This window comes from Streptomyces zinciresistens K42, assembly GCF_000225525.1.
Taxonomy (GTDB): Bacteria; Actinomycetota; Actinomycetes; order Streptomycetales; family Streptomycetaceae; genus Streptomyces; species Streptomyces zinciresistens.
The window spans coordinates 1-22,883 of record NZ_AGBF01000110.1; the positions used below are offsets into that span (position 1 = coordinate 1).

The 22,883-nt window shown below is 74.4% G+C and carries 18 protein-coding genes and 1 pseudogene; 9 read left to right on the forward strand and 10 right to left on the reverse strand.

Annotated elements, in window-relative coordinates:
- The 3 genes from SZN_RS24425 to SZN_RS24435 all read left to right on the forward strand — a co-directional run.
- A partial coding sequence (locus tag SZN_RS24425; protein ID WP_007499830.1) for a tetratricopeptide repeat protein occupies window positions 1-1,405 on the forward strand: 1,405 nt, incomplete at its 5' end.
- Window positions 1,402-3,306, forward strand: a complete 1,905-nt coding sequence (locus tag SZN_RS40985; protein WP_007499832.1) for a nickel transporter — start codon at window positions 1,402-1,404, stop codon at window positions 3,304-3,306. The genes SZN_RS24425 and SZN_RS40985, both read left to right, overlap by 4 nt.
- Window positions 3,307-3,351: 45 nt before the next feature.
- Complete coding sequence (locus SZN_RS24435; RefSeq protein ID WP_007499834.1) at window positions 3,352-4,977, forward strand: serine/threonine-protein kinase; 1,626 nt, start codon at window positions 3,352-3,354, stop codon at window positions 4,975-4,977.
- 19 nt (window positions 4,978-4,996) lie between these two features.
- On the opposite strand, the gene SZN_RS24440 is transcribed toward SZN_RS24435, so the two are convergent.
- Window positions 4,997-5,806, reverse strand: coding sequence for an SGNH/GDSL hydrolase family protein (locus tag SZN_RS24440; protein ID WP_007499836.1), 810 nt, complete (start codon window positions 5,804-5,806; stop codon window positions 4,997-4,999).
- Between the two features lie 258 nt (window positions 5,807-6,064).
- Between SZN_RS24440 and SZN_RS24445 the strand changes: the two genes are divergently transcribed.
- Window positions 6,065-7,159 carry a DUF5925 domain-containing protein gene (locus tag SZN_RS24445; protein WP_007499838.1) on the forward strand — a complete coding sequence of 365 codons (1,095 nt, stop codon included), beginning with the start codon at window positions 6,065-6,067 and terminating at the stop codon, window positions 7,157-7,159.
- A gap of 106 nt (window positions 7,160-7,265) precedes the next feature.
- On the opposite strand, the gene SZN_RS24450 is transcribed toward SZN_RS24445, so the two are convergent.
- A complete protein-coding gene (locus SZN_RS24450; protein ID WP_007499840.1) occupies window positions 7,266-7,637 on the reverse strand; it encodes a GntR family transcriptional regulator in 372 nt (123 codons plus the stop codon).
- Window positions 7,638-7,707: 70 nt separating this feature from the next.
- Here SZN_RS24450 and SZN_RS24455 point away from each other — a divergent pair, with 70 nt between their 5' ends.
- Entirely contained in the window at window positions 7,708-8,637 is a 930-nt protein-coding gene (locus tag SZN_RS24455) for a GNAT family N-acetyltransferase (protein ID WP_007499842.1), read from the forward strand.
- Window positions 8,618-9,157, forward strand: coding sequence for a ribonuclease FAU-1 family protein (locus tag SZN_RS24460; RefSeq protein WP_007499844.1), 540 nt, complete (start codon window positions 8,618-8,620; stop codon window positions 9,155-9,157). The genes SZN_RS24455 and SZN_RS24460 overlap by 20 nt, the downstream gene beginning before the upstream one ends.
- On the opposite strand, the gene SZN_RS24465 is transcribed toward SZN_RS24460, so the two are convergent.
- The gene (locus SZN_RS24465; RefSeq protein WP_007499845.1) at window positions 9,154-9,768 is read right to left on the reverse strand and encodes a class I SAM-dependent methyltransferase; all 615 of its coding nucleotides are present in this window, start codon (window positions 9,766-9,768) and stop codon (window positions 9,154-9,156) included. The two genes, SZN_RS24460 and SZN_RS24465, sit on opposite strands and share 4 nt — an antisense overlap.
- A gap of 141 nt (window positions 9,769-9,909) precedes the next feature.
- On the opposite strand from SZN_RS24465, the gene SZN_RS43255 reads away from it, so the two are divergent.
- Together SZN_RS43255 and SZN_RS24470 are read left to right on the forward strand one after the other, a co-directional pair.
- On the forward strand, window positions 9,910-10,044 hold the full coding sequence (locus SZN_RS43255) for a hypothetical protein (protein ID WP_007499847.1): 135 nt from the start codon (window positions 9,910-9,912) through the stop codon (window positions 10,042-10,044).
- A 386-nt stretch (window positions 10,045-10,430) separates the two neighbouring features.
- Complete coding sequence (locus SZN_RS24470) at window positions 10,431-11,501, forward strand: lytic polysaccharide monooxygenase (protein WP_007499849.1); 1,071 nt, start codon at window positions 10,431-10,433, stop codon at window positions 11,499-11,501.
- A gap of 67 nt (window positions 11,502-11,568) precedes the next feature.
- Here the strand turns inward: SZN_RS24470 and SZN_RS24475 are convergent, their stop codons facing one another.
- The 4 genes and pseudogenes from SZN_RS24475 to SZN_RS24490 form a co-directional block, all read right to left on the reverse strand.
- Window positions 11,569-12,441, reverse strand: coding sequence for an esterase/lipase family protein (locus SZN_RS24475; RefSeq protein WP_007499851.1), 873 nt, complete (start codon window positions 12,439-12,441; stop codon window positions 11,569-11,571).
- A gap of 156 nt (window positions 12,442-12,597) precedes the next feature.
- Window positions 12,598-12,975, reverse strand: a pseudogene (locus SZN_RS42775) (MarR family transcriptional regulator).
- A gap of 7 nt (window positions 12,976-12,982) precedes the next feature.
- Window positions 12,983-13,957 carry a DNA polymerase Y family protein gene (locus tag SZN_RS24485; RefSeq protein ID WP_007499855.1) on the reverse strand — a complete coding sequence of 325 codons (975 nt, stop codon included), beginning with the start codon at window positions 13,955-13,957 and terminating at the stop codon, window positions 12,983-12,985.
- Window positions 13,954-17,403 (reverse strand): DNA polymerase III subunit alpha, encoded by a 3,450-nt coding sequence (locus tag SZN_RS24490; RefSeq protein WP_007499857.1) that lies wholly within the window; start codon window positions 17,401-17,403, stop codon window positions 13,954-13,956. The genes SZN_RS24485 and SZN_RS24490 overlap by 4 nt, the downstream gene beginning before the upstream one ends.
- A gap of 164 nt (window positions 17,404-17,567) precedes the next feature.
- Between SZN_RS24490 and SZN_RS24495 the strand changes: the two genes are divergently transcribed.
- Complete coding sequence (locus tag SZN_RS24495; protein ID WP_007499858.1) at window positions 17,568-18,638, forward strand: hypothetical protein; 1,071 nt, start codon at window positions 17,568-17,570, stop codon at window positions 18,636-18,638.
- A 270-nt stretch (window positions 18,639-18,908) separates the two neighbouring features.
- Here the strand turns inward: SZN_RS24495 and SZN_RS24500 are convergent, their stop codons facing one another.
- The 3 genes from SZN_RS24500 to SZN_RS24510 form a co-directional block, all read right to left on the reverse strand.
- Window positions 18,909-19,991 (reverse strand): S1 family peptidase, encoded by a 1,083-nt coding sequence (locus SZN_RS24500; RefSeq protein ID WP_043732838.1) that lies wholly within the window; start codon window positions 19,989-19,991, stop codon window positions 18,909-18,911.
- A 640-nt stretch (window positions 19,992-20,631) separates the two neighbouring features.
- On the reverse strand, window positions 20,632-21,537 hold the full coding sequence (locus SZN_RS24505) for a S1 family peptidase (RefSeq protein WP_007499860.1): 906 nt from the start codon (window positions 21,535-21,537) through the stop codon (window positions 20,632-20,634).
- A 493-nt stretch (window positions 21,538-22,030) separates the two neighbouring features.
- A partial coding sequence (locus SZN_RS24510) for a hypothetical protein (RefSeq protein WP_007499861.1) occupies window positions 22,031-22,883 on the reverse strand: 853 nt, incomplete at its 5' end.

The following is a 22,883-nucleotide window of genomic DNA, read 5'->3' on the forward strand; positions in this document are numbered from 1 at the left end:
CGGTGCGCCTCCCGCGCCCTGCCCGAACTCGGCGCGCGCCGGTCGCGTCACCGCTCTGCGCCGTGCCGCCACCGCCGCCCGCGGTCGCCGCGCCCTGCACTACGCGGGCTGCGCCGCTCTGCTGGCGCTCGCCCTCACCGGCGGCTCCCTCGCCCTCGGCGCGGCCCGCGACTCCGGCGGGCCCCGCGTCGCCCCCGCCTCCGCCGCCGTCCTGCCGGGACTTCTGGCGAGCGGGGACCTCGACGCGGGCATCGCCTCCCTCCAGGCCCATCTCCGCGACCAGCCACGGGACTTCGGCAGCTGGGCCACCCTCGGCCTCGCCTACGTCGAGCAGGCCCGCACCAAGGGCGACCCGGCGCGCTACCCCCAGGCCGACCGGGCGTTCGCGCGCTCCCTCGCCCTGCGGCCCGGCAACGACGCGGCCCTCGCCGGGCGTGCCGCCCTGGCCGCCGCCCGGCACGACTTCGAGGGCGCCCTGGCCTTCGCCGACCGGGCGCTCGCGGTGAACCCGTACAGCGAACGCGCCCTGAGCACCCGGGTCGACGCCCTCCTCGAACTCGGCCGCTACGCCGACGCAGGCAAGGCGGCCGACACCGCCGACGACCGCCGTCCGGGCATCCCGGTCTTCACGCGGTACGCCTATGTGCGCGAGCTGCGCGGCGACGTCCGGACGGCCGAGCGGGTGCTGAAGCGGGCCCTCTCCTCCGCCGCCGCCCCCGGGGACATCGCCTACGTCGCCACACAGCTCGGCCAACTCGCCTGGAACCAGGGCGACTACCGCACCGCGCTCGACCACTACGCCCGTGCGCTGGCCGCCGACGACACCTACGTCCCCGCGCTCGAAGGGCGGGCCCGCGCCCAGGCCGCGAGCGGTGACCGGGCCGGGGCCGTCGCGACGCTGACCGGCGTCGTCTCCCGTTACCCGCTGCCCGGACCGCTGGTGGAACTCGGCGAGTTGTACGAGGCGTCCGGGGACCGGGCCAGGGCGGACGAGCAGTACGCCCTCGTCGACGCCTGGACCGCCCTCGCCCGCGCCAACGGTGCCAACACCGATCTGGAGACCGCCCTCGCGGCGGCCGACCACGGCGACAGGGCCGCCGCGCTGCGCGCCGCCCGCGCGGAGTGGAACCGGCGGCGGACCGTGCACACCGCGGACGCCCTCGCCTGGGCCCTGCACGCCAACGGCAGGGACGCGGAAGCCCTGCCCTACGCGCGCAGAGCCACCGCCACCGGCTACCGCAACGCCTCCTTCCTCTACCACCGCGGCATCATCGAACGCGCGGCGGGCAACACCACGGCCGCCCGCCGGCAGCTGCGGGCCGCGCTGGAACTCAACCCCGGTTTCTCCCCGTTGGGCGCCCGTGAGGCCCGCAAGGCGCTGAAGGAACTGGAGGCGGCCGAGTGAACCCCCGCCGTCCGCTCGCCTCCGGCGCCGCCGCCCTCACGGCCGCCTGCGCCCTCGGCCTGGTCGCCGCCCCGCCCGCGAGCGCGCATCCGCTCGGCAACTTCACCGTCAACCGCTACGACGGCCTCGTCGCCGCCCCGGGTGAACTGCGCGTCCGGCACGTCGAGGACCTCGCCGAGATCCCGGCCAAGCAGGCCGAGCCGGACATCGGGAGGGCGGGCGCCGCCCGCTGGGCACGCCAGCGGTGCGAGGCGGCGGCCCGGGGCAGCGAGGTCACCGTGGACGGCCGCGGCGTCGGGCTGACGGTGCGGAGCAGCCGGGCACGGGCGCGTCCCGGCCAGGCCGGTCTGACGACGCTCCGGGTGGAGTGCCGGCTGACGGCGCCGCTCCCGAAGGACACCGCGGCCGCCGTCGGCTTCCGCGGCGCGGGCGAGCGCGGCGGGCCGGGCTGGCGGGAGATCACGGCACGCGGCGACCGTATGACGCTCACCGCCTCGGACGTGCCGAGGGACTCCGTGTCAGGGGAACTGACCGGGTACCCGGCGGACCTGCTCTCCTCGCCGGCCGACACCACGACGGCGTCCCTGCGGGTGCGGCCGGGCGGGCCCGCCCTCGCCGAGGCCGGGCGGAACGCGCCCGCCCCCGGCGTCCTGCCGCGCGGCGCCGACCGGTGGACGCGCGCCCTGGACGGCCTGGTCTCCCGGCAGGACCTCACGGTGGGCTTCGCCGCGCTCGCGCTGGCCCTCGCGGTGTTCCTCGGCGCGCTGCACGCGCTGGCCCCGGGGCACGGCAAGACCATCATGGCGGCGGTCGCGACGGCACGCGGCGGGCGGGCCCGGATGAAGGACGTGATGCCGCTGGCCGCCTCGGTCACGGTGACCCACACCCTGGGCGTGGTGGCGCTGGGACTGCTGGTCACGGCGGGTTCGGCGGCGGCGCCCTCGGTGATCACCGGGCTGGGCGTCGCGAGCGGGGCGCTGGTGCTCGCGGCGGGCGTCGCCCTCGTACGCCGCGCCTGGCACCACCGCGGCCACGGTCACAGCCACGGTCCGGGTCACGAGCACGAGCACAGCAACAGCAACAGCAACAGCAACAGCAACAGCAACAGCAACAGCAACAGCAACAGCAACAGCAACAGCAACAGCAACAGCAACAGCAACGACGTACCGCAGGGGTACAGCCACCCCGACACCCACACCCACACCCACACCCGCACCCAGGAGCGGGGCCGCGAACCCGTATTGGTCGCGCGCACAGGTCACGCACCCGGCGTCCCGACGTCCGCGGCGAACCCGCCCCCCGCACACATGGCCGCTGCCCCCACGTCCCCCACACACATGGCCGCCGCCCCCACGGCCTCCTCGCGCAGAGCGCTTCCCCACATAGCGCCTCCCCACATAGCCCCTGCCCCCATGGTCTCCCCCGCCATGGCCTCAACCTCCATAGCCCCGGCACACACCCAAGACCCCGCGCACACCCACACCCGCGCCCACGCCTCCGCCCCCACCCGCGTCACCCACACGCACGGCGGAGTCACCCACACCCACCCCACCGCTCCCACTCTGCGCGGCACCCTCCTGCTCGGCTTCGCCGGGGGTCTCGTCCCGAGCCCTTCCGCGATCGTCGTGCTCGTCGGTGCGACGGCGCTCGGCAGGGCGTGGTTCGGGCTGCTGCTCGTCGTGGCGTACGGCGTCGGGCTGGCGCTGACGCTGACCGCGGCCGGGTTCGCGGTCGTACGGCTGGGTACCGGTGTGATGCGGGTGATGGACACCCGCCCCCGCTGGCTTGCGCATCCGCTGACGGTCTTCGTCCGCGGGGCCGCACCGCTGGGTTCGGCGGTGCTGGTCGTGCTGCTCGGGGCCGGACTGGTTCTCCAGGGGGCGGCATCCGCACTCGGCTGAGCTACTTTTGTGAAGAATGCGCCCGGATGCGAAGGGGGGACGCCCGTGTCCGAAGACCACGGCAGTGAACGGGTGATCGCGGGCCGCTACCGCCTGCTGTCCCCGCTCGGCGAGGGCGGCATGGGCACCGTGTGGCGGGCCCGCGACGAGCTGCTGCACCGCGAGGTCGCCGTCAAGGAGGTGCGTGCGCCGGCCGGTCTGCCCGGACCGGAGACCGACCGGCTCTACGCCCGGCTGGAGCGCGAGGCGTGGGCGGCGGCGCGGGTCGCCAACCGCAATGTGGTCACCGTGTACGACGTGGCCGCCCACGACGGCCGGCCGTGGATCGTGATGGAGCTGGTCCGGGGCATCTCCCTGGCCGAACTCCTGGACGCCGAGGGCCCGCTGAGCCCGCAGCGCGCCGCGCACATCGGCGCCGAGGTGCTGTCGGCGCTGCGCTCCGCGCACGAGGCGGGTGTGCTGCACCGGGACGTGAAGCCGGCCAACGTGCTGATGTCGAACGACGGCCGGGTGGTCCTCACCGACTTCGGCATCGCGACGGTCGAGGGCACCTCCGCGCTGACCATGACCGGCGAGGTCATCGGCTCCCCCGAGTTCCTGGCCCCGGAGCGGGCACTGGGCCGCACCCCCGGTCCGGAGTCCGACCTGTGGTCCCTCGGGGTGCTGCTGTACGCGGCCGTGGAGGGCAACTCCCCGTTCCGGCAGACCACTCCGCTCAGCACCCTGCGGGCGATCGTGGACGAGGAACTGCCCCCGCCGCGCCGGGCCGGTCCGCTCGCCCCCGTGATCGAGGGGCTGTTGCGCAAGGACCCGGCGCAGCGCCTGCCCGCCGAGCGGGCGGAGCAGGATCTGCGGATCATCGGCGCGGGCGGGACCGCGACGCGGTCCGGTCCGGCCGGTCCATCCGGTCCGTCCGGTACGGCCGCTGCGGCCTTCCCGGCGCCGGGCCGGACCGCCCCGACGGCCCCGGTGCCGCAGCCCGGTCCGACCCGGCCGGTGGTGCCGGGCGGGCCCGCCCCGGCGACGGCCCCCGCACGTCCGGAGCGCGGCAGCCGTGCCGCCCTGGCACTGGTCGCGGGCGTCGCCGCGCTGGCGCTGGCCGTGGCGGGACTGACGTACGCCCTGCTGGAGAAGGGCGGCGGGGGCAGTACGGGTGGTGACGCGACCACGAGCGCGACGGGCGGAGCGTCCCCCACCGACACCGGCCGGGAGAACTCCCCCGGGGGCGAGGAGAGTTCGGGGCCGAGCCCGGAGGAGAGCAAGGGGACGTCGGCGCCGCCGCAGTCCGTGCGGGTGACCGTGGCGGGCTCGAACACGCGCTATTCCGGGGCCTGTCCGCCGCCGCAGGCCCAGGCTCCGGCGTTCACGGCGACGTTCACGGTGGGGAGGCTGCCCGCCGAGGTGGCCTATCGCTGGGTGTCCGAGCGCGGCGACGTGATGGACCAGGGCTGGAAGACGCTGTCGTTCCCCGAGGGCGGGGACCGGACCAGGCAGGACCGGGTGCTGGTGACGACGTACGACCGCGGCGGCACCGTCCGGAACGCGATCGGCGTGGAGGTCCGCTCCCCGGTGGCGGCCAGGTCCGACCTGGTGCCCTTCTCGGTGACCTGTGTGGCGGAGACCCCGTCGGGCGGGGTCTCGCCGTCGCCCGGCGGCTCGCCGGGCGCGTAGGGGCGGGGTCCGGCGGTGCTCAGGCCGCGCTGTCGAGGACCGGCAGATAACCACCCGCCTGGCCCGCGGCCGTCGGGTGGTACGACTCGGAGATGTTGAGCCAGTTCACCGAGAGCATCCAGGAGCTGCCGGAGCAGAGCTCGTGACCGGCGAAGGCGGGGCGCACGTCGCCGAAGGTGAAGCCGTGGTCCAGAGCGCGCTTCTCGGTGGCGGTGTTGATGTAGTCGGCGGCCCCGTTGAGTGCGCGGCGCTTGGTCTCGGAGAGGCCGACGCATCCGGAGGCGCCGAGCTGGTAGAAGCGGGGGTAGCCGAGGACGACGACCCGGGCGGACGGGGCCTTCGCGCGGACGGCGGAGTAGACGGTGTCGAGGCGGCCGGGGAGCGTGGAGTCGACGAACGCCTTGGCGGTGTTGATGCGGGCGACGCAGGCGCTGTCGGACTGGAGCACACAGGTCGTCATGATGTCGGCGAAGCCGGCGTCGTTGCCTCCGATCGAAATGGAGACGAGTGAGGTGGCGGTGCTGAGCGGGCCGAGCTGACTGGCCGTGACATCACTCGTACGAGCGCCGGAGCAAGCGGTGAAGTCGAACGACGAGGGTGAGTTCGCGGCGGCCCACAGGGCGGGATACGCCTTCGTGCTGCGCTTGCAGTCGCCGCTGGAGCTGATGTAGCTGCCCGCGCCGAGGCCCGAGGAGTAGGAGTCGCCGAGTGCCACGTACCCGCCGGCGGCGGCGGTTCCGGCGGCCTGCGCGGTGGCGGCCCCGGTGAGGGCGGCGCCGACGGCCAGGACGAGTGAGGCGACGTATGCGGAAAGTCGGGAACGTCTCATGGAACCTCCCTATAGCAGGATCACTGCCATGACCGTCGTACCAACTACGCGTGTTGACTGGAAGTGTCCATGCCAAGAAAGGTGACTCACTTTCAGCACGGCGGCCCCGTTCGCACCACGACTTCACCCGCGTGACCGCGCGAGGCCCGCAGCCCGGTCCCCGTGCCGCGGCGGGGAGGCCCGTCCGGGTGCGACCAGCCGTGGTACCGGGCGCGGAAACGGGGTGCGTGCGGACCTCCCGTGGCGGATCATGGCCGCATGTCTGGGAACCCACACGACGCTCTGCCGATCCGGCTCACCGTCGACGACAGCGACTCGCCGTCCGACGTCGTCGACGCGCTGTTCCTCGGCCGCTTCGCGACGGGCGAGCAGCCGTACGCGCACGCGGTGAACATCGAGCGCGTACGGTCCGGCGCGACCCTTCTGCCGCCCGGCGCCCGGGTGCTGCGCGCCGCCCGCGACGACGACCGCAGCGCGACGCTCGCGGAGGGCGAGGGCTGGACCATGCTGATCTCGCGCTGGAACCGCGGCGCCGACGTCACGGTCACCGCGACCAGCGAGGACCTGGCCGAACGGGTGCTGGGCGAGGCGACGGACGGCGCGGCCGACGAGCCCGAGCCGCAGCCGGAGAACGTGACCATGGGCTTCTGGTACGTCTCCCCGCGGCGCGGCCCGCACCGCACGACCCGGCAGATCTCGGCGGGCACCTGGGAGGAGGTGCGGGCCAACTACACCGCGCCGGTGGCGGACGCCATGGACCGCCTGATGAAGACGACCCCGGAGGACATCGCGGGGCGGCTCCTGCTGCTGCACGGGCCGCCGGGCACGGGCAAGACGTCGGCGCTGCGGACGCTGGCCCGCTCCTGGCGGGACTGGTGCCAGGTGGACTGCGTACTGGACCCGGAGCGGCTGTTCAGCGACGTCGGCTATCTGATGGACATCGCGATCGGCGAGGAGGACGCCGCGGGCAAGGGCCGCTGGCGGCTGCTCCTGCTGGAGGACTGCGACGAGCTGATCCGGGGCGAGGCCAAGCACACCGCGGGCCAGGCGCTGTCCCGGCTGCTGAACCTGACGGACGGTCTGCTCGGGCAGGGCCGCAACGTCCTGGTCGGGGTGACCACCAACGAGGACCTGGAGCGGCTGCATCCGGCGGTGGTGCGTCCGGGCCGCTGTCTGGCCCGTATCGAGGTGGGCCCGCTGACCCGGCGGGAGGCCGTGGGCTGGCTGGGCACGGAGGAGGGCCTCGGCAGGGAGGGCGCGACGCTGGCCGAGCTGTACGCGCTGCGCCGGGGCACCTCGCCCACGGCGGTGCCGGACCCGCGGGACGGCGCGGAAGCGGGGCTGTACCTGTAATCGGCAGCGCGCGTTCCCGCGCCCGCCGGTCGGCACACGCGCGCTCCCGCGCCCGCCGGGGTCTGGAACCCACCCCGGCCGGGGCTTCCGAGGCGCGGTCGCCCGCTCAGTCCCGCCCGTAGCCCGCCCGCAGGGCGTCCCGCACGGCCGCCAGCGCGTCCTGCTCCGCCAGCCCCAGCCGGCGCGCCCGCTCGGCGTACGCCTGCGCGGCCGACGCCAGCTCCCGTTCCGCCGCGGAGCCGGCCGCGGCCACGTAGGTGCCGTTGCGCCCGCGGGTCTCGATCACGCCGTCGCTCTCCAGGGCCCGGTAGGCCTTGGCGACGGTGTTGGCGGCCAGGCCGAGGGACTGCGCCAGCCCGCGCACGGTGGGCAGGCGGTATCCGACCGGCAGCGCCCCCGCCCGCGCCTGCTCCGAGATCTGCGCCCGCACCTGCTCGTAGGGCGCGGCACTGTCGTCGATGTGGATCTTCAGGGTCACCGTCCGATTGTCCCGTACCCGGCGGAAAAGGGGAGGCGCCGGGGGCGGGCTCCCCCGTAGCGTGCGCCCCGTGACCGTGACCGTGCGTGATCTGCGCCCCGAAGTACCCGCCGACGTCGAGCGGTTCGTCCGCAGCCGCCGGCTGGCCCTGCCGTACGTCCTGTGGGCCCCCGAAGCCGTGCTGCACCGGCAGGCCCGGACCCGTCCCGACGCCCACTGCCGGACCCTGGTCGCGGAGGAGGACGGCGAGACGATCGGCACGGCGCAGATCGGCCTCGCCCCCGACAGCCCGGAGCCGGGGCAGGGGTATCTCAACGTCTACGTGCGGCCGGACCGCACCGGACGGGGCGCGGGAACGCTCCTCGTCCGCGCGGCCGAGGAGCATCTGGTGACGCGGGGCGCGACCAGGCTGCTGTCCTGGGTCCTCGACACGGGGCGGGACCGGGCGTTCGCCGAACGGCTCGGCTACCGCCCCGGCCGTCGCGCCCACTTCCTGCGCCTGGACCTGTCGGACGGCGCCCTGCCGCCGCTTCAGGAACCGCCGCCGGGCGTCGAGTTGCGCACGGCGGCCGACTTCGCGGACGACCCGCGCCCGCTGTTCACGCTGGACGCCGAGGTCACGTCGGACGAACCGAGCGATGTCGGCGCAGAGTTCACGGACTACGGGGCCTGGGTCGAGGAGACCTGGCGGCATCCGCTGCTCGACCTCGACCTCACGTCGGTCGCCGTCGTGGACGGCCGTCCCGTCGCCTTCACGGCCGCCCACACGGACCGCGCCACGCGCTACTCCACCGCGATGACCGGCACGGCACGCGCCTTCCGCGGCCGGGGTCTGGCCGCACTCGTCAAGAACGACTCCCTGCACCGCGCTCGTGCGGCCGGCCGCACGGAGGCGTTCACCGGCAACGACGGCGGCAACGCGCCGATGCTGGCCGTCAACAGGCGGCTCGGCTACGAGATCTGCGGAACGGAGGTGCGCCATGTCCGCGAACTCGGCTGACCGGCCGCGCCGGGTGGAGGTCGTCCTCGTCAAGGCGGGCCGTACGAAGATCCGTTACGGGGGCGAACTGATCGCCGACGACGGCACCCGGGTCACCGTCCGGGCCCCCTGGTCGGGTGCCGGGGTCCGCGACTTCGGCTTCGTCCGCTTCGAGCCGGGCGACGTCTTCACGGAGCACTACTGGCGCGACCGCTGGTACGCGGTGAAGGAGGTCCGGGACGCCGCCGGCGCCCTGAAGGGCTGGTACTGCGACATCACGCGTCCGGCCGTGCTGTCCGGCGCCGAGCTGGTCGTGGAGGACCTCGACCTGGACCTGTGGTGCCCGGCGGACGGCTCGGGCGTGCTCCGCCTGGACGAGGACGAGTTCGCCGCGAGCGGCCTGGCCGAGGCGGACCCCCGCGCGGCAGCGGCGGCGGTCACGGCGCTCGACGAACTGGAGGTGCTCGCCACCGCACCGGACGGCCTGCGGTCGCTGCTGGCCCAGGGGGGTGCGGCGAGCACCGCGCACGGCACGCCCTAGACATCGGCCACCAGCGCGTACCGCTCGTCGTCCACGGCTCCGCCCCACAGGGCCGTGTCCTGCGCGAGAGGTTCCACGCGGACCTGTGCGGCGAGCGGGCGGAGCAGCTCGCCGAGCCGGGCGGCCGGCAGCCCGACCGGGGCGAGCGTCCCCCACACGCCCTCGACCAGCACGAACCGGCCCCCCGGCCGCAGCAGCCCGCGCCAGTGCCGCAGGACGCGCCCGGGGTCGGGCAGCGTCCACAGCACATGCCGGACGAGGACGACGTCGAAGCGCTCCTCCCCCACCGGCGGGAGCGCCGCGTCACCGACGAGGAACGCCGCGTCGCGCCCGGCGAGCTTGGCTCGGGCGAGGGCGACCATCGCCGCCGACCGGTCCACGCCCGTGACCCGGTGTCCCTGCTCGGCCGCGAGGAGCGACAGGCTGCCGGTGCCGCAGCCCAGGTCGAGCACGTCGCAGGGGCGGTCGGGCAGCCAGGAGCGCAGCCGGGCGGCCCAGGCCCGGCGCACCCCGGGGTCGCGCAGTCCGTGGTCGGGCTCGTCGTCGAAGGCGGGCGCCAGGGCGTCCCAGTCGGGTTCCGTCCCCGTGTCGGCCCGTTCACCGTTCGTCATGACCCCACAGTGACACCCGCCACTGACAATCCCGATCGTGACCGCCGCCACTGACAGGTCGCGGACCGGTGAGGAAATCTACCGAAAAGCGTCTGCCTCCGCGACAGCGCGGAACTCGGGTGGGCGCTGAAGGAGGCAGCCATGCGCCGTACCACCGTGCAGAAGCCCCTGAAGAAGTCGGACGCCCGCCGGGCCCGTGAGGAGGCGGAGGAGTCCCCCTCGGGACGACCGGAGGTCCGCAAGGACATCGCCCGCACCTGGTGGCCCGCCGGCTGACCCGCCCCGCCGGCCGCGCGAGACACGTCAGCCCGGCCGCTCGCGGTGGTGGACACGGTCGTACGGCCCGTCCGCACGCCGCTCGACGATCTCGTGAACCCGCTCAGCCCCGGGCAGGCCGGACGCGGCGGCCGTGCGGCGCCGGTCGCCGTTTCGACGGCCCGTACGTCCGCGGTTGTCGCGGGGCGGATCCCCTCGCCCGCCAGGGCACGCACGCTCCCAACCTGATCTCAGTCTGAGCACTTCCTTAACCGCACCATAAGGATCTCCTCCGGCCCTCCCCAGCAGGGGACTTCCCGGTTTCCCGGGGCTAGCTTGCTGTTCGCCCCCCACGGGATCCGGCAGCTCGCCGCCCCGTTCCCGGTGACCGCTCCGAGGAGTCCCCCATGCCCGCACGCCGCAAGGCCGCCACTGTCGCCGCCCTCGGCCTGGCCCCGCTCGCGCTGGCCGCGCTGGCCGCCGCGCCCGCCTCGGCGCACGGTTCGATGGGCGACCCGGTCAGCCGGGTCGCCCAGTGCTACGCGGAGGGACCGGAGAACCCGAAGTCGGCGGCGTGCCGGGCAGCGGTGGCGGCGGGCGGCACCCAGGCCCTCTACGACTGGAACGGCATCCGCATCGGCGACGCGAACGGCCGCCACGAGCAGCTGATCCCGGACGGCAGGCTGTGCAGCGCGAACAACGAGGCGTTCAAGGGGCTGGACCTGGCCCGCACCGACTGGCCGACGACGGCCGTCGGCAGCGGTCGGTACACCTTCCGCTACCGCGTGACCGCGCCGCACCGGGGCACCTTCAAGGTGTACATCACCAAGCAGGGGTACGACCCCGCCAAGCCGCTCGCCTGGAGCGATCTGGACATGGCGAATCCGGTGGCGACGGCGCCCACCGACCCCAAGGGCAAGGACGGCTACTACGTCTTCTCCGGCTCGCTGCCCCAGCGTTCCGGCAAGCAGATGCTGTACGGGATCTGGCAGCGCTCGGACAGCCCGGAGGCGTTCTACACCTGCTCCGACGTCACGTTCGGCGGTTCCGCGGGCAGCGGCTCCGGTTCCGGCGGCGCGAGCGGCTCGGGCGCGTCCGGCGCGTCCGGCTCGTCCGGCGCATCGGGCGCGTCCGCCGGCTCCGCCGGCAAGGCCGCTCCGGCGCCGAGCGCCTCGGCGCCGACCGAGAAGCAGATCGCGGCCGGTGCCGGAAAGTCGACGGTCGGGCACAACGGCCACGGCGGCGGGGGTGCCGCCATGTCTGCGGCTCCCACCGCCCCGGTGGAGAAGGCGCCGTCCGCGGCCCCGGCCGACCGGCCGAGGGCGGCGGGCGCCGGCGGGAACCTCGCCGAGACCGGTGGCAGCGGCGGCACGACGTATCTCGCGGTGGGCGGCGCCGCGACCCTGGCGCTCGGTTCGGCGGTCCTGTTCGCCTCGGTGCGCCGCCGGGCGGCGGCAGGCGCCCGGCGCGGGCGCTGAACTCCCCCGGCTCCGGGGCCTGAACGGCGGCTCAGGCCGGTCAGGCCCCGGTAGCGCGCTCCCTCGCTCAGCCGATCACGGACGCGCAGGTGGTCGGTGTGGCGCGGGCGGGGTCGAGCGCGTTGGCCACCTCGTGGAAGGCGATCCGGTCGGTGAGCCCGATGAGGACGTGTTCGGAGAGGTCGACCGGGCACAGGTCCTGGAGCAGGACGTTCTTCACGCCGGGTCCGGTCAGGAACTGTGTGCGGTACGGCGTCACCACCTCGTCGTACTGGGTGGCGATGACGGTGTAGCGGACGCCGGGGACGGTGTCGCCGCCCGCTTCGAGACGGGTCATGAAGTCCGATCCGGCGACCTGTTGGGCGAGGGCGGGGGTGGCGGCGCCGAGCAGGTCCCCGGCGCCGGGGAAGTAGGGCAGCAGGTTGGCGAGGCCCGACAGGGTGGTGCCGTGGTTGTTGGGCGCTATGCCGACGAGCGCGTTCACCTTGGCGGCGCCGCCGAGGAACTTGAGGTAGTAGCGGGGCATCATGCCGCCCTGCGAGTGGCCGACGAGGTCGGCCTTGGCGGCGCCGGTCGCGGCGAGCACCCTGTCGACGTAGGCGGAGAGCTGTTCCGCCGACTTCTCGATGGGGCCGAGCCCGTTGAAGAGGGGCACGCCAGGCAGTTGGCCGTAGTCGAGGGAGAAGACGCAGTAGCCGCGGTTCTTCAAGTAGGGCGCGAGTCCCAGCCAGTTGTCGACGGAGTTGGCGAAGGTGCCGTGCACGAGGACGACGGGGCGGGGGTGGGCGGTGGACGGCTTGCAGGAGTAGTCGTTCCAGCCGCTGCTCGCGGTGGCCGAGGTCTCGGCGGCCTGGGCGGTGCCGGTGGCGGGGACGAAGGCGACCGCCGCGGTCAGGAGAAGCGCGGCGAGGGGTCTGAGCACTCGTTTCCAGGGCAGCATCGGGTGATCTCCTTGCGGCTCAGGGGAGGTGCGACGGCCTGACGCCCTGTGATCCGGATCACGAGGATGCTGTTCACTCGTCAAGTTACGAGTGAGTAGCGGATGTGGGAAGTTACGCGCCGGTAAAAAACTTCCGGTGGCGGTTCCGGTGGCGATTCAGGCACGGGCGACGAATCCTGACGAACCGTCATCAAGCGGCCGGACGGGCCCGTGCGGCGCGACGCGCGCCAACCCGTCCCGCAGCGCGCGCAGTTCCCCGTCCCCGAGGACGCCACCCCAGGCCCGGACCGCCTCCGCCGCCGCTTCCTCGGCCGCGCGGGCGCAGGCCCACCCCCGCCCGGTGAGCACGACGAGCCGGGCGCGCGCGTCGCCGGGGTGCGGCCGCCGCTCGGCCTAGCCCTTGCGCACGATCTCGTCGACGAGCCGGCCCGCGGAGCGGCGGAGCCGGCGGACGGTACCCGGATCGCCCCGCCCAGGGCCCGGTGACGCCTGGGGGGGTGTCGCGAACGTCCCGCACCGCACCCGGACGTTCACAACGCCCCTACGCCGCCAGCGAGCCCGGCATCACCGCGTGCGGCCCGAACCGGGCCCGCGCGCGGTCCGCGACCTCCTCGATCCTGCGGGCCTTCTCGTCGCGCGGGTCGAAGGTGAGCTGGTAGGAGGCCCGTTCGGCGGGGTCGAGGCCCTCGGCGCGCAGCGCGAGGGCCCGGACGCGGGCGCGCTGGAGGCCCAGCGCCTCATACATCCCGTACGCCGCCCCGGTCAGCGCCGCCGAGTGGGCCGTCGGCTCCTTCAGCGTGCGGCTGCGGACCGTCGAGGAGCGGTCGGCGTAGCGCACGGTGAGGGTGAGGGTGCGGCAGACCTTGTCCAGGGCGCGCAGCCGGGCGCCCAGTTCCCCGGCCGCCGAGAGCAGGGCGCGGCGGTGCCGTCCGGGGTCCAGTTCGTCGCGAGCGAAGGGGCGTTCGGTGGCCAGCGAGCGCGACACGGCGTTCGGGACGACGCGGCCCCGGTCGATGCCGCTCGCCTTCTCGCGCAGTTCGCGGCCGGTCCTCGCGCCGACCAGCCGCTGCAGCGTGGACAGCGGCGCGGCGGCGACCGAGCCGAGGGTGTCGAGGCCGTACTCGCACAGGGTGCGGGCGGTCGCGGCACCGACGCCGGGCAGTGCGGCGACGGGCTTCCCGGCGAGGAACCCGGCGACGGCGTCCGGGTCCTCGGGCACCGCGCACGTCTCCCCCGGCCGGGCGCCCGCCAGCGCCACCCGGGCCAGCATCGGCCCCGGGCCCGCGCCGATCACGCAGTCGACGCCGTGGTGGGCGAGGGCGCGCACCCGGATCACCGCCGCCAGTTCGGCCGCGTCCCGCCCGAAGTACCGTTCGGCGCCGCGCAGATCGGCCAGCGCCCCGTCCGGCGGCAGCGCCTGGACGACCGGCGTGAAGTCCTCCAGCACGCCGAGCAGTGCGGGCAGGTCCGCCTCGTGCGCGGGCGGCGGCTGGAAACGTACGCAGAGGATGGTCATCCCGCACTCCCCGGGCTCTGGTGCCACAACTTCCGTACCTGTGAGGGTTGTTCCTGGCCCGCGGGCCGCAGATCGGCCCACGGGTTCAGCTCGTAACCGGTCGGCATCCGGATGCGCCGGCCGCGCGCCGGGTCGCCGGTGTCCCGCGCCGGGGCCGCCGCGGGCCCGGCCAGCCGCGCCGCCACCACGTCGAGGCCGCCCTCCGCGCGCAGTTCGATCAGTTCGGCGAGGTTCCAGGCGGCCGCGCCCACCACGCTCAGGCTGCGCGGGCCGCGGCGCTGCACCACCCCGCGCACCAGCAGCAGCCAGGAGTGGAAGACGGTGTGGGCGCACGCGTCGTGCGAGTCGTCGAAGAAGGCGAGGTCGACCAGGCCCGTGCCGTCGTCCAGCGTGCTGAAGATGACCCGCTTGCCGGACCGGATCGGCGGTGTCTGGGTGGCCGCCTTGGCGCCCGCGACCAGCACGGTGTCACCGTGCCGGGCTTCCCGCAGCCGTCGCGCCGAGGCGACCCCCAGCTCGTCGAGGAAGGCCCGGTGGTCGTCCATCAGATTGCGCGAGGCGTCCATCGAGAGCACCCCCAGCTCGGCGCTGAGCCGTTCCGCCGGGCCGAGGTCGGGCAGCCCCGCCGAGGCCGTGCCGCGCCCGCCGGCCAGGGGGAGCTGTCCGCCGCCCGCGCTGCGGGCGCCGCGGTGCAGTTCGGTCAGGTGCAGTTGCAGATCACGCCGGTTGGCGCCGAACGCGTCCAGCGCGCCGACCTGGGCGAGCCGCTGGGCCAGCGGACGGCTGGGCCGGGCCCGCTCCCAGAAGTCGAGCAGGGAGGCGTACGGCTGCCCGTCCGCGATCCGTGCCGCCTCGGCCTCGCTGACCCCGTGCACGTCGGACAGGGCGAGCCGCAGCCCCCAGCGCCCCTCCACCTGCCCTGAATCAGACACCAGTTCGATACGGTGAGCGATTCCTGAGGCGTTCACGTCCAACGGCAGGATCGGCACCCCGCGCCGCCGCGCGTCCGCCAGCAGCAGCCGCTTCGGGTACATCCCGGGATCGTGGGTGAGCAGCCCGGCGTAGAAGGCGGCCGGGTGATGGGCCTTCAGCCAGGCGGACTGGTAGGTCGGTACGGCGAAGGCGACCGCGTGCGCCTTGCAGAAGCCGTACGACCCGAACGCCTCGACGATCTCCCAGGTCCGCCGGACCGTCTCCGCGTCGTACCCCTTGGCCGCCGCGTGCTGGGCGAACCAGACCCGGATCCGCCCCTGCGACTCCGGGTCGGACAGAGCGCGCCGGACCCGGTCCGCCTCGTCCCGGCCGCAGCCGGTCATGAGGTGCACGATGTCGATGACCTGCTCGTGGAAGACCACGACCCCGTACGTCTCCCGCAGCGGCTCCCGCAGGTCCTCGTGCGGATAGCGCACCGGCGCCCGGCCGTGCCGCGCCTCGATGAACGGCCGCACCATGTCGGCGGCGACCGGCCCTGGCCTGAAGAGCGAGATGTCCACGACGAGGTCGTGGAAGGTGGCCGGCTGGAGCCGTCCGACCAGGTCGCGCTGGCCCGGCGACTCGATCTGGAAGCAGCCCAGGGTCTCGGCGGACCGGATGAGGCCGTAGGTCGCCGGATCGCCCTCCTCCACCGCGTCCAGGTCGATCCGCTCCCCCGTGGCCCGCTCCACCTCGGCGACCGCGTGCGCCATCGCCGACTGCATCCGTACGCCCAGCACGTCGAGCTTGAGCAGCCCGAGGTCCTCGACGTCGTCCTTGTCGAACTGCGACATGGGCAGGCCCTCGCCGCTGGTCGGCATGACCGGCGTCCGCGAGAGCAGGGAGGCGTCGGACAGCAGCACTCCGCACGGGTGCATGGCGATGCCGCGCGGCAGGGCGTCGAGCGCCTCGACCAGTTCCCACAGCCTGCCGTACCGCTCCCGCTCGCCGGCCAGCGCGCGCAGCTCCGGCAGCTCGTCCAGGGCGGCCCGCGCGTCCCGGGCCCGGATGTGCGGGAAGGACTTGGCGATGCGGTCGATGTCGGCGGGGTCCATGGACAGGGCGGCGCCCACGTCCCGCACGGCGTGCCGCACCCGGTAGGTCTCCGGCATCGACACGGTCGCGACCCGCTCGGTGCCGAACCGGCCGATGATCGCCCGGTACACCTCCAGCCGGCGCGCGGACTCGACGTCGATGTCGATGTCGGGCAGGACCGGCCGCCGCTTGGACAGGAACCGCTCCATCAGCAGCCCGTGCTCCACGGGGTCGGCGTGCGCGATGCCGAGCAGATGGTTGACGAGCGACCCCGCGCCGGAACCGCGTGCGGCGACCCGGATGCCCATGTCCCGTACGTCGTCCACGACCTGAGCGACCGTCAGGAAGTAGGAGGCGAAGCCGTGGTGGGCGATGACGTCCAGCTCCCGGTGCATCCGCTCCCAGTACTCCCGCCGCCCGTCGAGACCGCGCCGCACCATGCCGGCGACGGCCCGCGAGGCGAGCGCGCGCTGGGCGCCGCGCCGCCCGGCGCCGACGAGCTGCGGCTCGGGGAAGTGGACGGTGCCGATCCCGAGGTCGTCCTCGGGGTCGACCAGGCACTCGGCGGCCGCGGCCTCGGTCTGCTCCAGCAGCCGGTACGCGGCCCGCCGCCCGAACCCCGCGGCCTCGACGACGCGCTCGGCGACCCGCGCCATCTCCTCGGCGCCCTTGAGCCACGCCTCCCCGGAGTCCGGTTCCCCGGCGGCGCCGACGGGCACGAGCCGCCGTGCGGCGTCCAGCACGTCGGCCACCGGGCCGAGGCCGCGATCGGCGTAGCGGACGGCGTTGCTCAGCACCGGCCGCACCCGCTGCTCGGCGGCGAAGCCGACGGTCCGGGCGGCCAGCCGCAGCGAGCCGGGCCCGGTGCCCGAGCGCCCGTGCCACACGGCCTCCAGCCGCAGGGCGTCGCCGTAGACCTCCCGCCAGGGCACGAGCAGCCGGGCCGCCCGGTCGGGCCGGCCCGCGGCGAGCGCCCGCCCGACGTCGGAGTCGGGTCCGAGCAGGACGGTCAGCCCGTCCCCCCGGTTGTCCTCCTCGGCCAGCAGCGGCGAACCCTCTCCGTGATGCGCAGAAGAAACGATTCGGCAGAGATCCGCCCAGCCGCGGGCGCCGTCACGGGCCAGGAAGGTCACCCGGGGGGTCGACTCATCGACGAAAGCACCCCCGCGTACCGGCGCGCGGCGGCGCCCGGCGGCCTCGCCCCCCGCTCCCCGGCGCCCGGACTCCGCCACGGCCAGCTCCACGCCGAACAGCGGCCGCACCCCCGCCGCCGCACACGCCTTGGCGAACCGCACCGAGCCGCCGAGCGAGTCGCGGTCGGTCAGCGCCAGCGCGTCCATGCCCCGCCCGGAGGCCCGCTCGGCCAGCCGTTCCGGGTGGGAGGCGCCGTACCGCAGGGAGAACCCGGAGACGGTGCGCAGATGCGTGAAGCCCGCCATCCGCACCTCCCGCACTCGTGGGCCCGAACCGATTCTCGAACATCAGTTCCCAACTTCCCCACCCCCACCATAGACCATGTCCCGAGCATTTATCGAACACTCGTACGACATCCGTTCGGCCGCCCCCGCCTGCGCAAACGCCTCGGCCCCCGGAGCGTGGGGGCATGACGCAGACCACCCGCGCCGACGCCGCGCCCCCTTCCTTCCTCGACGAGGTGAAGGACGCCGTCACCCCACGGGCCACCCTGCTCGTGATCGGCGTGCTGGCCCTGAGCCTGCTCTTCATCACGTCCTACGTGGGGGCGCTGCACAACCCGAAGCTCAAGGACGTGCCCTTCGGCGTCGTCGCGCCCGGGGTCGCGGCCCGGCAGACGGCGGACCGCCTGGACAAGCTGCCCGGCACCCCCCTGGACGCCCGTACGGTCCCCGACCGGGCGACGGCGCGCGAGCGGATCCTGAACCGGGAGATCGACGGCGCCCTGCTGATCGACCCGGCCGGCACCACCGACACCCTCCTGGTCGCCACCGGCGGCGGCCGGGTGCTGGCCGCCGCCCTCCAGAGCCTCGTCACCTCCCTGGAGAGGTCCGAGGCCCGTACCCTGCGCACCGTCGACGTGGCCCCGGCCGCCGCGGGCGACTCCAACGGGCTCACGTCCTTCTACGTGACGGTGGGCTGGTGCGTGGGCGGCTACCTGTGCGCGTCGATCATGACGATCAGTTCGGGCGCGCGCCGCCCCACACCGAGGCGCTCGCTGATCCGCCTCCTCGCCATGGCGGTGGTCGCCGTCGTCGGCGGTCTGGGCGGTGCCCTGATCGTCGGCCCCGTCCTGGACGCCCTGCCGGGCAGCATCGCCGCGCTCTGGGGCGCCGGCGCGCTGATCGTCTTCGCGGTCGGCGCGGCCACCCTCGCCTTCCAGGCCCTCTTCGGCCTGGCCGGCATCGGCCTGGCGATCCTGATCGTGGTGATCCTCGGCAACCCGAGCGCGGGCGGCGCCCTGCCGCCGCCGCTGCTCCCGCCGTTCTGGAAGGACATCGGCCCGGCCCTGCCCCCCGGCGCGGGAACGTGGGCGACCCGGTCGATCGCCTACTTCAGCGGCAACGACACCACCGGCGCCCTTCTGGTCCTCTCCGCCTGGGCGGCGGGCGGCATCGCCGTCACGCTCCTGGCGACGGCCCTGCGCGGCAGCGAGCGCGCGGCACCGCCGAAGACCGGGCGGGCGGCCTCGCGCGCGTGAGGCCCGGTCGGGACGCAGAGCTGACCGGCCGTCATCTCCCGGGGCGGCCTCGCGCGCGTGAGGCCCGCCGATCTGGCGTTGACTTTTGGCACGCTGTTGAGTTGGCAGCCGCGCGCGCGTGAGGCCCGCCGGCCGGTCCAGCGGATCGTGACGGTGACGGCGGCCTCGCGCGCGTGAGGCTCGCCGCCGCGTCGAACCGGCGTACGGCCACCTCGCGCGCGGGAAGGCCCCGCCCCCCGGTAAGGAGGGACGGGGCCTGCGCGGAGCGCGTCAGCCGATCTGGGTGCCGGTCGCCTGGAGCGCCTCGGTCACCGGCTGGAAGAAGGTCTCCCCGCCGGAGGTGCAGTCACCGCTGCCGCCGGAGGTCAGTCCGACCGCCTTGTCGCCGGAGAACAGCGAACCGCCGCTGTCGCCGGGCTCGGCGCAGACGTCGGTCTGGATCAGCCCGTTGACGATGTCGCCGTTGCCGTAGTTCACGGTGGCGTCGAGGCCGGTGACCTTGCCGTCGCGGACCTGCGTGGTCGAACCGCTGCGGGTCACCTGCATGCCGACGGTGGCGTCCGCGGCGCCGCTGATGGCCTGCGTGGAGCCGTTGTAGAGGTTGACCGCGCTCGGACGGTCCACCTCGGCGGTGTACTTGACCAGGCCGTAGTCGTTGTCCGGGAAGCTGGAGGTCTCGTTGGTGCCGATCTCCTGGCCGCTGGAGTCCGACCACGTCGTGATGGCCGCGGTGCAGTGCCCGGCGGTCAGGAAGAACGGCGCGCCGCCCTTGGTGACGTTGAAGCCGAGCGAGCAGCGCCCGCCGTTGCCTGTGATCGCGTCGCCGCCGGCGATGTAGGGCTTGTACTCGCCCTTCGCGCGCTTCAGTTCGGCCTTGGCGCCCAGCCCGTCGACGATCTTGCCGAGTTTGGCCCACTCGGCCCGGGAGACCGTGCGGTCGGCGGACACGACGACCTTGTTGGTCGCCGGGTCCGTCACCCACGCGGTGCCGGGGATGGCCGCGTCCTTCTTGAGCGTCGCGCGGGCGCTCTTGAGCTCGGCGAGGGAGTTCTCCACGACTCTGGCCCTGGCGCCGGCCGCCTCGACGGCGGTGACGGCGGTCTCGTCGAGGACGTTCACCACGAGGTTCTTGGCCTGCGCGTCGTAGTAGGTGCCCGCGGCGCCGGCGCCGAGGTCCTTCGCGAGCGTCGAGGCGAGCTTTCCGGCCGCGCCCACCGAAAGGGTCTTCGGTGCGGGCGTCCCGGTCGACTCACTGGCGTTCGCAGTCTGCAAGGTCACTCCCGCGGCGACCAGTGCGGCGATGCCCGCACCTGCCACGGCTGCACGTCGCCTGGGTATGCGTCGGTGCTTCAACTCACGTCCTCCTGTGGGGGGTCGGCCCGAGAGGTTGTGGGGACCTCGCCGGACCTGAAGGCGTACGGCCAGGGGGGCGACACACAACAAAAGCCGCACCCCTGCCGGTTGAACACCGCTCACTATTCCTAGGTTCGAAGGGGGCACACAAGGTCGACTTCAGGACGCTCGTAGAACACGTTTGCACGCCCCCCTCATCTTGACCGTGCACAGTCACAGCGCTCTCTTCGCACAGCAAACGCCGCAACAGAGCCGACCATGTGCGGTGCGTAAGGTCTACGCCTGTCTTGAAATCGCCCTTTCGCGGCCGGACCGCAAGCGGTTCGCGGCACACGGCCGTTCACCCCGCACCCCCGTACGCCCGCACCCGCACCCGCACCCGCACCCGCACCCGCACCCGCACCGCGGACGCGGACCGACGGCCCGCCGGTCGCCGCTCATCGCCCCGCACTCTCACCGAAGGAAGCGGACGGGGGCGCGGGAAACAGGAACGCCCGGAACACCCGGACGCCCGGAACACCCGGGACGCCGGGGACGCCCGGAACGCCGACGAGCCCCCGCACGCCGATGCGTGCGGGGGCTCGTGTGCCTGCTGCCGACTGCGCTCAGGCTCCGCAGCGGTGGACGTCCGGCGCGACCGTCAGTAGATGCTGACGCCGTACGCGCTCAGCGCCTCGGTGACCGGCTGGAAGAAGGTCGTTCCGCCCGAGGTGCAGTTGCCGCTGCCGCCGGAGGTCAGACCGTATGCGGTGCCGTTGCTGCCGTAGAGCGAACCGCCGGAGTCGCCGGGCTCGGCGCAGACGGTGGTCTGGATCAGACCGGAGACGATGTCGCCGCCGCCGTAGTTGACGGTCGCGTTCAGGGCGGTGACCCGCCCGCTGCGCGTACCGGTGGTGGAACCGTCGCGGATGACGGTGGTGCCCACGCTGGGCGTGGCCGCGCGGGTGATGTCCACGCCGTTCGCGGTGCCGGGCCGGCTGACGGAACCGGAGTAGCGCACGATGCCGTAGTCGTTGCCCGGGAAGCTGGAGCCGCTGGTCGATCCGATGACCGCGGTGCGCGCGGAGTTGGAGTACCAGGTGCCCGCGCCGTTGGTGCAGTGGCCGGCTGTCAGGAAGTACTGGTTGCCGCTGCTGTCCTGGACGTTGAAGCCGAGCGAGCAGCGCCAGCTGGCCGCGTAGATGGCGTCGCCGCCCTGGATGAACTTGCTGAACTTGCCGGCGGTCCGCTTGATCGTGAGCGCACCGGCGTCGGCGCCGGCCTGCTTCTTGATCTTCGCGATCTCCGCCTGGGAGACCGTGCTGTCCGCGGTCACCGTCACACGGTTGGTCTTGCTGTCCACGACCCAGGCGGTGCCCGGGACGTCGGCCTTCAGCACGGAGCTGCTGACGCCCTTCAACTGGGTGGCGCTGAAGGCGGCGGGAGTCTCCGCGGCGGTCGCGTTGGGGATCGCGAACGCCGCAGCGGCGACGAGGCCGGAGGACACGGCGATCAGCCTGGTCCGTCTGGTGATGCCGCTGCGAGGGGTGGTGCGCTTGATCCTCACTTTTCGTTCCCTCCAAGGGAAGTCGGGGGCCCGCGTGGGGTCGGGGCCCGTGAGGCGCAGTCAGCCGGGCAGCCGTCCGGATTCCGGACATGCCGTGCCCCTGACAAGCGCTGGGGTGGAGTATTCGGCCGAACGACCGGTAGGCGCAAGGGCGCCTTTCAGCCGTCAACCATTGAATGATCTACGAAAGTTGGACCGTGTCACCCCGGCGGCGAGAAGGGGCGGGCGCGACGGCCGGCGCGGCGGCGCGGCTCCGATGTGACCGGCCTCACGTGCGGTGTTCCGGCGAACAGCCGCCCGCGGGGCCCCTGTCGGCGGTGCCGCCGAGGGGTGCCGGGCCCCGTCGCACGCCCATGCCCCGGGGATGTCCGGATGTCGCCCCTCCAAAACGCCCGCCGCTCGATCCTCCCAGGGGCATGCGACCCGCTCCGGAAACCGCGGCGCGGCCCGGAGAATCGCGGCGCGGCCCGGGAATCCCCGGCGCGGCCCCTCCCTAGCAGCCGTCGCACGGGCAGCAGCAGTCGCAGCCGCTGCAGTCACAGTCGCAGTCCCGGCAGCAGCCCTCGCGCTTCTTGCGGGACCACGGGCCCTCGTACTCCTTCGCACAGCACAACTTGCAGGTGCACAGCAGCAGCCAGAACATCCCGCAGCCGGCCCAGAACCCGCGCCGCCCCTTCGGCGGCTGCGGGGCCGGGCCGCCGCCGTACCCGCCGAACCCACCGCCGCCGGACCCGCCGCCCGCCCCTCCCCCGGGCGCCCCGCCGCCCGCGTAGGGGTTCTGCGGCGTCCCGTACGGCCCCTGCTGCTGCCCGTACGGCCCCTGCGGGTGCTGCGGCGGGTACTGCTGTCCGTACGGCCCCGGTTGAGGGGTGCCGTGGGAGGCGTGCGCCGCGCAGGCCGGCGCCGTGCCGAACGCACGGTCCACCGAGCGCCGCAGCTCGTGCACGAGCAGCAGGTGCGCGAGCGAGGCGTCGCGGAACTCCACCTCCCGCAGCGCCAGCCGCACCCCGTGCACGGCGTCGTCGGCGAGCCGCCGCGCCTCGGCGAGGGAGGTCCCGGTCGCGGTGAGGGGGTTCCAGGCACCCGACCGCGCGTCGGCCTCCCGGTCCTCGACGGCGTCCAGGAGGTGCGCGAGCCGCCCGAACAGCCGTCCCGCCTCGGCGAGCGGCCCGGCGTTGAGGGGACGCCCCGCGAGGATCGCGGTGTGCGCGAAGGCGGCGGCGGTCGCCGTCTCGGTCGGCTCGGTCACCGTGAGCAGCGGCGTCCCGGGTCCGGCCAGCGCCTCGACACCGAGCTGGCGGTCCACGGCGTCCACGAGCAGCGCGGTGTCGAACCCGACGGCCGAG